The 11,647-nt window shown below is 33.2% G+C and carries 12 protein-coding genes; 1 reads left to right on the top strand and 11 read right to left on the bottom strand.

The window, feature by feature from the left end; genetic code table 11:
- Position 1: 1 nt before the first annotated feature.
- Positions 2 to 1,648, bottom strand: coding sequence for an ATP-binding cassette domain-containing protein (locus Q1A01_RS17920; RefSeq protein WP_299683670.1), 1,647 nt, complete (start codon positions 1,646 to 1,648; stop codon positions 2 to 4).
- A 1-nt stretch (position 1,649) separates the two neighbouring features.
- Positions 1,650 to 2,327 carry a TetR/AcrR family transcriptional regulator gene (locus Q1A01_RS17915; protein WP_299683669.1) on the bottom strand — a complete coding sequence of 226 codons (678 nt, stop codon included), beginning with the start codon at positions 2,325 to 2,327 and terminating at the stop codon, positions 1,650 to 1,652.
- Positions 2,328 to 2,454: 127 nt separating this feature from the next.
- On the opposite strand from Q1A01_RS17915, the gene Q1A01_RS17910 reads away from it, so the two are divergent.
- Positions 2,455 to 2,769, top strand: a complete 315-nt coding sequence (locus tag Q1A01_RS17910; protein ID WP_299683668.1) for a hypothetical protein — start codon at positions 2,455 to 2,457, stop codon at positions 2,767 to 2,769.
- 7 nt (positions 2,770 to 2,776) lie between these two features.
- Here Q1A01_RS17910 and Q1A01_RS17905 read toward each other — a convergent pair whose 3' ends face one another.
- The 9 genes from Q1A01_RS17905 to Q1A01_RS17865 all read right to left on the bottom strand — a co-directional run bounded on the left by Q1A01_RS17905 (position 2,777) and on the right by Q1A01_RS17865 (position 11,423).
- On the bottom strand, positions 2,777 to 3,670 hold the full coding sequence (locus tag Q1A01_RS17905; RefSeq protein WP_299683667.1) for an alpha/beta fold hydrolase: 894 nt from the start codon (positions 3,668 to 3,670) through the stop codon (positions 2,777 to 2,779).
- Between the two features lie 118 nt (positions 3,671 to 3,788).
- Positions 3,789 to 5,387, bottom strand: coding sequence for a choice-of-anchor L domain-containing protein (locus Q1A01_RS17900; protein WP_299683666.1), 1,599 nt, complete (start codon positions 5,385 to 5,387; stop codon positions 3,789 to 3,791).
- A 112-nt stretch (positions 5,388 to 5,499) separates the two neighbouring features.
- Positions 5,500 to 6,099 (bottom strand): hypothetical protein, encoded by a 600-nt coding sequence (locus Q1A01_RS17895; protein WP_299683665.1) that lies wholly within the window; start codon positions 6,097 to 6,099, stop codon positions 5,500 to 5,502.
- Between the two features lie 302 nt (positions 6,100 to 6,401).
- Positions 6,402 to 6,569, bottom strand: a complete 168-nt coding sequence (locus Q1A01_RS17890) for a hypothetical protein (protein WP_299683664.1) — start codon at positions 6,567 to 6,569, stop codon at positions 6,402 to 6,404.
- Positions 6,570 to 6,775: 206 nt separating this feature from the next.
- The gene (locus Q1A01_RS17885) at positions 6,776 to 7,498 is read right to left on the bottom strand and encodes a YebC/PmpR family DNA-binding transcriptional regulator (RefSeq protein ID WP_299683663.1); all 723 of its coding nucleotides are present in this window, start codon (positions 7,496 to 7,498) and stop codon (positions 6,776 to 6,778) included.
- A 56-nt stretch (positions 7,499 to 7,554) separates the two neighbouring features.
- Positions 7,555 to 7,836, bottom strand: a complete 282-nt coding sequence (locus Q1A01_RS17880; RefSeq protein ID WP_089371487.1) for a 4a-hydroxytetrahydrobiopterin dehydratase — start codon at positions 7,834 to 7,836, stop codon at positions 7,555 to 7,557.
- 146 nt (positions 7,837 to 7,982) lie between these two features.
- The gene (locus Q1A01_RS17875; protein WP_299683662.1) at positions 7,983 to 8,693 is read right to left on the bottom strand and encodes a membrane or secreted protein; all 711 of its coding nucleotides are present in this window, start codon (positions 8,691 to 8,693) and stop codon (positions 7,983 to 7,985) included.
- 224 nt (positions 8,694 to 8,917) lie between these two features.
- Positions 8,918 to 10,759, bottom strand: a complete 1,842-nt coding sequence (locus tag Q1A01_RS17870) for a PLP-dependent transferase (RefSeq protein ID WP_299683661.1) — start codon at positions 10,757 to 10,759, stop codon at positions 8,918 to 8,920.
- Between the two features lie 313 nt (positions 10,760 to 11,072).
- The gene (locus Q1A01_RS17865) at positions 11,073 to 11,423 is read right to left on the bottom strand and encodes an EthD family reductase (RefSeq protein ID WP_299683660.1); all 351 of its coding nucleotides are present in this window, start codon (positions 11,421 to 11,423) and stop codon (positions 11,073 to 11,075) included.
- Positions 11,424 to 11,647: the final 224 nt, after the last annotated feature.

Here is an 11,647-nt window from a genome sequence, read left to right as displayed (position 1 = left end):
CTTATTTTTTGATGATAGATCCTTTTTCTACAATAATGTGATTGTGACAAAATTGTTTCCATTTAGGATTTTGACTTACAACTAAAAGTGTCCAAGGGTGTTCTTTTCCTGCTAAGAATTGAATTAATTTTTCAGCTTCAGTTTCGCTAAAATGATCTAAAGGGTCTTTTAAAATGAGTAGTTTAGGCTTGCGAATAATACTACGGGCTAATACGATTTTCTTTGCAATGGTATATGGAATTTGTCTTCCTTCTGGATAGATAATGGTTTGTAATCCATTATCTAAACTTTTTACAAAATTCATGAGTCCTGTTTTTTCTAATGCCCATTGAATTTGCTTTTCTGAAATCGAGTAGTCTCCAAAAGTGATATTTTCCCTTAGTGTTCCTTCAAAAGGAGATTCTTCATTTAAGGACTGTCCGATATACGATCTATAATGATTAAGGTGAATACTTTTTAAGGATCTATCATTTATAAATATATCACCAGTACTAGGCTCAAAAATACCTGCAATAAGTCGTAATAAGGTTGTCTTTCCGGAACCTTGGGGACCTTGTACTATGTAGCTTTGTCCAGGTTGAAGTGTTAGAGAAACATCTTTTAAAATATGTTTATAGCTCACATCTTTCAGCTCAACAATAAGCTCAGTATCTTCATCTAAAGGAAGATCTCCTTCTTGAGGTTCTAGCTCTTTATCTACGACTTGTCCTATTTTTTCAAGTGAAGTCAATACATCATATACAGACTCTAAACCTGTAATCAATTTTTCGACAGAGCTAATCACTAAAAGAATAATAATTTCGGCAGCTACAAACTGACCAATATTCATCTGTTGGTTCAGTACTAGAATTCCTCCTATAAGTAAGAGCCCAGCAGTAACGAGGACTTTAAAACCAATCATTTGCATGAATTGAAGTACTAAAATTTTAAAGTGACCTTCACGTGCTCTTAAATATTCTAAAACAAGTTTGTCATTTTTTTCAAGAGCTAAAGAGGTCTGGCCAGAGAGTTTAAAACTTGTAATAGTTCTAGCTACTTCTTGAATCCAATGGGCTACTTTATACTTTTGTTTTGACTCATCAAGACTTGTATCTAATCCTTTTTGAGCAGTGAATTTAAAAACTAGATAGACTAAAAAGATAAGTAACACTCCATAAATAATAAAGAATGGGTGATAAAAGGATAATAATAATAGTCCAAATGTGATTTGTAAAATTGCTGCTGGAAAATCAATTAAGATTTTTGGTAAACTTTTTTGTATGGTTAATGTATCAAAAAAACGATTTGCTAATTCTGGAGGATAAAAGTCACTCAATTCACTCATCTTAATTTTTGGAAATCTATAGGCAAACTCAAATGAGGAACGTGCAAATAGTTTTTGTTGTACATTTTCAAGTATACGCATTTGCATAAGTTGTAAAGCACCTACAAATATGGTTCCTACGGTTACTAGGATAACCAATATGACCCAAGAAGTACTGAGTTGAGCTCCTTGAAGTAAATTAATAATGGCTTGTATTCCTAGGGGAAGAGATAAACTCACTAGTCCTGCAAAAATGGCATAAAAAATAATTTGTTTAATGTCTTTTCTATCTAATTGTAATAAACCTGTAAGACGTTGGGTAGCTGTAAGAACAGTTTTAGCCATGTTATTTTAAATTTAATGTATTGTGTACTAAATGTGTAAAATAATCTGTTGGAGATATGGTATCACCACAATCTGTGATCGAGGTAAAGTGCTCCTTTAAAAAGTGTTGATGTAGTGTGCCTTCTAAGACCGTACTTGCCAAACTAGCAGGGTATGGGTACGAAGGGTTGACATCATGAATGATTTCGCGTAAGCGTGTCACCAAACGCTTATAGATTAAAAAATACCCCTCTTTATTTTCGGCATCTACTTCTTTCGTAAGGTATGATTTTGAGTATTCGCTAATGATAATCTTACTAAGAACTACTTCGTTAATATGAGAAAAATTAGAATCTTCTTGAATTACTTGCGTTACAACTTCTAATGCTCTCTGTAATTTTTGTTGAGGATCATTGAGTGCTGCTGTAGAGAATACTAAGCGATATTCCATCCATCCCCAATACCAACTTGTTAAGTATAGTAATAGTTTATGTTTGTTTTCAAAATAGCGATAGATAGAGCTCTCATTAGACCCAATATGAATACCTAATTTTTTAAAGGTAAATTCTTCAAAACCTAATTGTTCTATAAGGATAATACTATTTTCAACAATGCGTTTTCCTAAATCTGAAGATTCAGGATCTTTTACGTATAACTTTTCGTGTACGCTAATTTTTAGATTTTGAAGTAATCGATGCATGGTTTAATATAATTGATTTCAAAAGTAATAGTATTACTATCAATAATAAATAGTTTAACTCGCTTTTAACGTGTGTAACTACCTTTTGTATTTAATTTTGATACCAATTCATTAAAGAGGATGTGTTATGATGTTATTAAATGTAGTGTCTCATAGTGCTGAGCAAGCAAGAGAAATTGCTATTTATTTACTTGATAGAAAGCTTATTGCGCAAGCGACTATAGGAGAGAAGAAATTATATGAACTCAATGAACAGCATGAGTTAGAAGGCTCAAAGAAATTTGTGATTAAGGGGATATCTAAAGCATTACTTTTTGATACTATAAATAAAAAAATAAGAAAAAAGTACCCAGAACTGATGCCTACAGTGTTTGCAGAACCACTTATTTATATAGATTCAGAACAAAATGAAACATTTTTAGAGCGTATTGTAAAAGTATAATAGGTTGCTATTGGCGTTCTATAAACGTCATAATAGCATTTGTGTATGCATCACCACCTACATCAAATAAATTGTAGTGATTAGCACCTTCTACTGGATAAAAGGTTTTGTCTTTAGATTGTAGATTTTCAAAAAGTGCTTGCCCATATTTAAAATTAATGTTTGGGTCACTAGTTCCATGTGCTAAGAAGATAGATTGCTTGATATTTTTTACAGCATCTATGGGACGTACTTGTAAAGGGTCAAATTTGCCTATTTCTCCAGCACGTTGTAGTGCATGTTCACAAATAGGTTTTAGGCCAATGCCAAATGAATAGCGCTTTTGATAGTCGTATACGATCGTATTTAAATCTGTAAAGGTACTTTCTATCACTCCAAAATCTAATTTTGGTTCTATGGAGAGTGCTTGTAGTGCGACTGCTCCTCCCATGGAGTTTCCCCAAATTCCAATAGGGATATTTGGGTAGCGTTTTTTTACTTCATTAACAATAATAGAGACATCTTGTTTTTCATGAAATCCGTAGGATATATATTGACCATCGCTTTCTCCATGACCTCGCGCATCATACACTACAGAAGCAACTTGTTGATTTGCTAATGATTTTGCTAATTCATAGAAATGTTCTTTCCCACCTCCAATACCATGTAGTAATAGCATAATACTTTTGGGTTCTCCTTTTTCAGGAGTGATCCAATACCCTTTTAAATGCAAGCTATTATTTATCTTAAAAGAAACTTCTTCTGCATGTAGTCCTATCTCTGAAGGAAGCGTTGTTAATGGTTGTTTATGACGAGATATGATGGCGTAAGGTAATACGTTATGTGTTATATATAGTACGGAGATACTAATTAATACTAAACATATCCCTGCTATTTTACGTTTCCTGTATTTCTTTGCCATATTGATTTTCACGCTTTACTATATCATTAGACTATTTTTTATTTATAAGGTTACAAAAAAGGAATAGCATCTTAAAAAGATGCTATTCCTAGTGGTAATTATTAATATTTAGAATAATTTATTTTTTAATAAGTCTTACAGTCGTTATGCTTGTTGAGGTGCGTGCTTGCATAAAATATACCCCTTTTGATAACTCTTGTAGATTGATGTTTTGTGATGCTTGTATCGTTTCTTCTCGTAGTATTTTTCCTTGAATATCTATAATAGCAATTGTAACGAGTTCATTAGGATATCTTAAGTTAATTGTTACAATATCTGATGTAGGGTTTGGATATATTGAAAATAATGAACTATCTGGTGAATCTAGAGAGAGCGCATCTGTTTCAATGATAAAGTTTGAAATAGCTCTACAACCCGTTGTGGAGTTCATAGTTCTTACATATATTGTTTGTGGATTAGCTATATTTTGATAAGCATTAGGCATAGCAATAGCATTCACTTGTGCTTCGGCATCTTGTTGGGTTTCATAATAGCTAATTGTAAAATCTGTAGGATCTTCCCCATTTAGAATCATAGGGATATTTACAGTAAGATCAAAAATAGCAAGTCCATCTTGATCTCCCTCATCGATAAAAAGATCTTCGGGAGTTCCTAGACCAAAATCTCCTTCAAACTCTACAGTGACTTCATCCATAAGTACATTATTATTTGCAGCAGTGACTTCTAGTCTATAGTCACCAGATGTAGTCACATCAAGTAAACTATTAGTCTCTCCACTTATTGGATCATATGTACTGGTAGTAGTATTAAATTCAAACCATTGGTAGCTTGCAGTATCATCTTCTGGAATTCCTAAAGTCTCTATGCTATTTCCACAAGGTGCATTTCCATTACTTACCATTCTATCCATTCCTAAGTCTAACTGAAAACCAAAGGATTCACTAGCTAAGAAGATAGCACTGTCAAAAATAGTATCTGCATTATCGGCAATCACTAATTTAATTGTGTATTCATGTCCAACAATGAGTTCTGTAGCGACCATAATTTCTACAGTTTGCCCATTAAAGTTTGTAGCCGCAGTATTTTGATCATTAAAGGGGCTAAAATTATAACGATCAAAAAATGTTTCATTGACTGCGGGGCATAGTCCAGGGACTTCTGGGTGAATATTTATGACAGAAATAGGTGTTTCTGTACCTGGAATGAGCGCGATATTTTCAGCAATTCCAGTATTAAGATCTGTAAGTATAAATGCAAAGGAATCTGCAAATGTACATTCAAAATTTTGATCATATTCTTCTGAAGCTAATACGAAGTTTAAATTTAATTGATTGACATATGGAGTAAAATCAAATTGTAAGAAAGAAGCATCATTAGAATTTGAAGTATCTGTAAATATTTCAAGATCAATATCTCCTGACCAACCTCCATTAGATTGTATGTTTAGATTTGGTCCTGGTGCTTGATTGATATTACCTGTGGTAAGAACAACTCCAGAAAAGGGAAAATCTGAGTTTGCATTAGAAAATGATCCAATACTAGTTGTATTTCCAAAATCACTTCCAGATTGTGATTGTATATTTGTTACTTCCACTACCGAACCATCTAAAAAGATTGCTTCTATAAGTTGTTGTGGTGTCATGCTATCGTCAACAGTTATCTGCGAAAAAGAAGTTGCTGTTGTACATATTAAAATAAAGAGTAGTAGTTTTTTCATAGTTGTTTTAGTGTTTATTTATAAGACTGATAAAGTTATAAATGGTTGCTTATCAAGTTGTAAATTATTTTCATTACTTATTAGTTTAGAAATATCTTACCCTCTTTTTTACTTAAAATTCAAGCTCTTTAATTTTTGTGTTTCCATAATAGAGTGTGCCATTGCTTATATTTTCAGGAAGTATAAAGTACATTCTAATTCCTCTAGATCTTAGTTTTTTAGGTACAAAGTATAATATATGTTCTTCAGGTTTTTTTCGCGTACCTAGATTTATTGGGAGTTCGAAATTTTTGATACCTTCTTTATTATAATCTAGGTATGTGTCCTTGATATCTGGATTGTATTTATGATAACTTTTTTTATCACTAGGTTTTGTTTTTGAAACTTTTGAAAAGTGCCACCAATCCGTAAAGTTCTTAAATAAAATATCTACAGGTCTAAGCCTTACTTTTTCATTTTCAATAATTAACGAAAATTTATTAGGATCAAACAGCTCTTTCTTATTATTAAGGTTTTTCATTTTAACCCTAGTTACGATTGTTTTTGCATCTTTTGATCTTGTATATACATTTGAAGGATTAAATAGACTTGCTTCTCTTCCTTTTACATATTCGATACTTACTTGATCTTCTTCTATATTAATCTTTTGAGAAAAGATGTTTTGATTTAAAAATAGGCTTAAAAAAATGATGAATACTACAGATTTTCTCATAAAGTAAATAGGTGTTTTAAATATCTAATGTATATGTTATAATTATTTAATCTATAGAACATTTGTAATTTAACAAGTATCTGTGATAAATGATGTTTTTTTGCTATAGATAAAGCGTATATGGTCATGTCAAAACTAGCTGTTCATCTTTTTTATAACAAATAGTACTGTATAAGATTCACGAATTTTAGCAACTTCAAACAATGAATATAATACAGATGGAAGAATGATATTTTAAAAAATTAAAGGTTGCCTATACTTTCTAGGCAACCTTTTATCTTTTAAAATTCTATGTTATTATTTTAACATAATACTTCAGCGCACACTTCAATAAGAAATTCATTTTCATTTTCCAGAGCTGTAGCGACACAGTTATTAAAATGCTCTAGATGCTCGCAAGTAGCACCATTAACTTCTTTAGCTTTTTCTGTTGAAATTTCAAATGATTTTAAATTTTTTAAACTTTTCATAATTAAAATAATTTTAAGATTAATAAATAATTTACTTAAAACTAGGTGGTTATGTGTTTTTGTGCAAATAGTAATACACTATATTCATGAATTTCGGCAACTATAAAGAATCGCCGAATATCTCTTACCAATCAAAGAAAAATAAATTCAAAAAAAGAGCTATCAAAATTGATAGCTCTTTCATATTCATTTGTAAAAAGGATGTTCTATTCTTCTTCAGAAGGTTCCATAGTATGGAAGACATTCTGTACATCATCATCTTCTTCTATTTTATCTAATAACTTATTGACGTCTGCTTCCTGTTCTGGTGTTAGTTTTTTGGTTACTTGCGGGATACGATCAAATCCAGAAGAAATAATCTCTATGTTGCGTTCTTCTAAAGCTCCTTGAATAGCTCCAAAACTTTCAAAAGTGGCATAAATATGAATTCCATCTTCATCTTGAAAAACTTCATCGGCACCATAATCTATAAACTCTAGTTCAATTTCTTCTACATCTTGACCTTCTGCATTGATACAGAAGTTACACGTATGATCAAACATAAAGACAACAGAACCCGAGGTGCCTAAACTTCCATCACATTTATTAAAATAGGAACGCACATTGGCAACGGTACGCGTATTATTGTCGGTAGCTGTTTCTACAAGAATAGCGATACCATGTGGAGCATATCCTTCAAAAACCACTTCTTTATAATCGCCTTGACTTTTATCTGAGGCACGTTTAATAGCACGCTCTACATTGTCTTTAGGCATATTTACAGCCTTGGCATTCTGAATAACGGCACGTAATCTAGAGTTACTATCAGGATCTGGTCCACCTTCTTTTACAGCAATTACAATATCTTTTCCAATACGTGTAAACGCTTTAGACATAGCGCTCCAGCGCTTCATTTTACGTGCTTTTCTAAATTCAAATGCTCTTCCCATATATAAACTTTAGTTAGGGCTGTAAAAATAATAAAAAGTAAGACTTTTCAAAACACCTATGCATTGAGAATATCTTCAATAGCAGCAGCTAGTTCAAAATCATTTTCAGTCACGCCGCCATGATCATGCGTAGTTAATGTGATAGATAACTCATTATATACATTACTCCAATCTGGATGATGCTGTAAACGCTCTGCTTCAAACGCAATACGAGTCATCGTAGAGAAGACTTCTCTAAAATTTTCAAACTCTAAACTGGTATGAATTGCATTGTCTTCATATTCCCAATCTGGAAAATCTTCTAAACGGTCTTTTATTTGTGCTTCTGTAAGTTTCATTGCTATTTGTTTTAAAATTTACTGTTTTTAGAATATCTATTCATCATACATACTCATGTCTCTAATGTACATAATTCCGCTTTCGCGAAAGCGTACTTAGCAAAAAAATAACATACCATTATCATAGATTTAAAAATGAAGCGATACTATTCCCGCACACTCCAAATCTCGTATATGGGATTTCCTTTACTGGAAATTCCTGAGTGATGCCAAGCACCATCAATAAGTTCATAGGTAAATGCTAGACTACGATTCACTTTAGAATCGTCTTTTGAGAAAAATTCGATATTTTCTGTGTAGGTGCCACCTATAGTAGTGTAGGTGCCACCACCTGTTCCTTTAAATTCTTTGGTTGCGGTATTATATGCAATCCATTGAAATCTAGTTCCGGAGAGTATCTTCATGGTTTTTCTAGGTCTGCTTGTATCTCGTGTTTGGGTTTTACCATCACGAACTCTTCCAGACATTAACCAAGCCCCTTGAAGCTTACCAGGTGTTCCATTGTCTATTCTTGTCAACTTCGTAGGGTTACCTACTATTTGCAGGGTGCTATCTGTGATGGCTACTTTAAATTGCACTTTAGATCCTACTCTTTCTGGATAGTCTGTATGAAACTCTACCATTTCGGTCATGGTATCTCCTACTAATGACCAAGTACCTCCATTGGAACTTATAAATGCTCCTGTGGTAGCATTGTAGGTGGTGATGACTTGATATCCATCGGCAAAGATGACAACACTGTGTAGCTTTTCATCACTATCTGTAGTGGTATAAACTTCCCAAGCTCCCCTAATATTTTGTGCATGCATTCCTATCGCTAAGAACATACACATGAATAGCATACTTATTTTTTTCATGATGCGGTATATTATTATCACTTATAAAAATACAACATCTCTAGCTGTTGTGCATTTTGAATAGATTTCTTGATTTTTTTCCCTACCTGAAGGGTGAATTGAAGAAACCTTCATTACTTCCTTTAGGATTTGAAGAAAATAATGAAGATTGATAGGATACTATGACGGTTGTTTGGTCAAAATGCACAACAGGTTACCTCTATTTATACATAGCGCGTTCAATATTACATACCTTTAACAAAATCGGAGAACACTTTTTTGTGAAGTGCCAGATCCATATTTCCTGAAAGCGCTACACGAGCAATATAATCTTTATCTCCTTCTTTGGTCGTTCCTTGTGTAGAAGTTGCAGGAATGGTCCAATAACATCCTTTTAACTGTCCATAACTCACACAGTATTTGCTCTCATTTGGAATTTCTGTGATCATTAAGTTAATGAGTGTATGATTTAAGGCTCTTTTATAGGCTTCTCTTTCTTCTTCTGTAGTTCCTTTGGTAGGAAGATCTAATGAAAATACAGAAGGCGTAAATCCTTGTGCGGCTAATGCCTCAGAAACAAAATTAATTTTTGCTTCAGGAAGTACCTCTTGAATAAAAGTGACAAATTCGCGTGTATTTTTATATGCCTCTTGAATTCGTTGATTCATAGAAGGTAATTGCTCAGCAAGGAGTTCATATTGCAATGCTGTAGCCTCGTTATCACATACTATTAGATGTGTTTCTATCTTATTCATTAATGTTGCGGCTTTTTTATTACCTACACAATATCCAGCAGTACATTTTCCGCCACTAGGAAATTTAGATCCGCTTGCATATGATATAGCTCTTACAGTCGAAAGTATTTCTCCTTCTCCTAAGAAAAGCACATTAGGACAGAATGTTTGATCTAAAATAAAAACAGGATCAACCGCTATTTCGCCAGTCGCTGTTTTTCGCTTTTTTTGTAATGCTTCTTTTAATTTTATTAAATCAGGAACTTCTACTCTTGGGTTTGTAGGGATTTCAGCAATGATATACGGTATTGCATCTTCGTGTGCGATTTTATCTAAAACGGTATGAATGCTTTGTACCATATCATTATCGCCATCTACTGGTAAGTCTACAACTTCAACAGTATCAATACAAGCGGCAACACGTCTTGCTTGGTCATTGGTACCTCCATAGCAATTAGGTGGCACTACAAATTTGATCGCCTTTCCCTTGTGATTATCAAGAGCATCATGCACTAATCCCATCATAATCGCATATTGAATGGATAATCCGCTAGAACCAACAAGTGCTTTTGTTGCTGCGCCTGTGATAGTAGCAATAGTGTCTATTACCTTGGCTTTATCTGTTGCAATGGTATTTTTGGGAGTATCAGTTGGTAGATTTGCAAGCGATTGTAATGCAACAAGACAATTAGCTGGTGTCATGGCAATCGTTTCTCTTCTTCGTACATGCTGAATTTCTGAAATATAAGACTCGTTTTGTGCGCCATTTACTAATAACACACTTCCTAACGGGTCATTTAGATGCACATAAAAATCAATATTTGAAATGCGTCCAATATCAAAAATTGCTTCCTGTTCTGATATAAAAACGGTACTACCATTATAAGCAGGAATTTCTTCTAGGTTATCTACTTTTAAAGTATCAAATGTATAACCATATACACGTGATAATAGGTCACCATCAAAAATAGCAGGTAAGGTACCTGTATGCACAATCTGAGTATTCTTATGATCTAATAAATTCTTTCTAAGAACCGCTAGTATAGGAGTTGTATTTGAAGAAAAACTAATCACATGTTCTGGATGTATGTCATTCATTTTTGCAAGTGCCCATTCTAAGACACATGATAATGGATGTCCTAATCTGATATAGTCAAATGCTGTTGGCAATTCACTAAGGGCAGTTATCTCTGAATTATTAGTAGTGTATAAGGTTTCAAATTGATCTAAGAACTCTGTTTTTGCCAATGCTTCGTTATAAATATCAAGTCGATGGGTTGTTAGGTTTAACCAATCTGTAGGCATATTGTCTAATACATTTTTGATGTATTGTATGATGTTTGTATTTTTCATAAGCTTTGCCTTCATAGGGCAGATACTATGTATTATTTAATTTGTTTTATGGAGTATTTGGACGTTTTATGATAACGAGCATAGCATTATCATATACAGTTGTCTAAATTACTACAAAAAAGTATAATTTGCTTCTTTGTCGTAATTTTTGCGAAAAGTTTATAGCTGTTTTTTTATCAGTTTTGGAATCCGAATTTTAAAGAGGTTTTGACATTAGAAACGCTATCCCATATCGCTTAGATTGTAAAGAAGTTTTCTATTTTTTTTAATATTCCATTAACCCATTAACCCATTAACCCATTAACCCATTACATCATTGTACAATCTCACTAATTTGAATGATAGGTCGGGTATTAGTATAGTTTGGGATATCAGTTACGATTTTTTCGGCTACTGGCGCAAATGCTTCTTGGTAAGCTTCTAGAGAATCAAAATATAAATATCCAATAGCGAGATAGGGGATAGGGTCATCCGGTGTACGTCCAGAAATACCTGTATCTATACGTAATCCTTTAAGTGCTTCCCCCATAAGATCAGCAACCATAGGCATGTGTTTGTTTGAGTAATAATCCATGTCAAAAGTTGTTCCGTCGCTATTAGGATATAGAATCGTCACTTTGACTCTTCCTTTTTTGTCAAGAGATGTTTCTTTTTGGCAGCTCATAACAAATGTACTTATAACAAAAAGTAGAAGAATGAAGTTCGTTTTCATGTAGCTATGATGTATTGATTGGGTATGAAGGTAAGAAATTTATGGAGTTGTTCTTCATCGTGTTTAGATGGATAATTTCCTTTATATACTTTATCGCTTCGCTCTCCTTTTGGTCGTGAACCTGCCGGCAGGTCTCGCAAGTTCGATTTACCATTTCATTCTCCCTCTGGTCGTGA

It is taken from the genome of uncultured Dokdonia sp., from assembly GCF_947492815.1.
In the GTDB taxonomy this organism is placed as follows: Bacteria; Bacteroidota; Bacteroidia; order Flavobacteriales; family Flavobacteriaceae; genus Dokdonia.
Note: the sequence above shows the minus strand (reverse complement) of the source record. Positions and strands in the feature narration are given on the sequence as shown.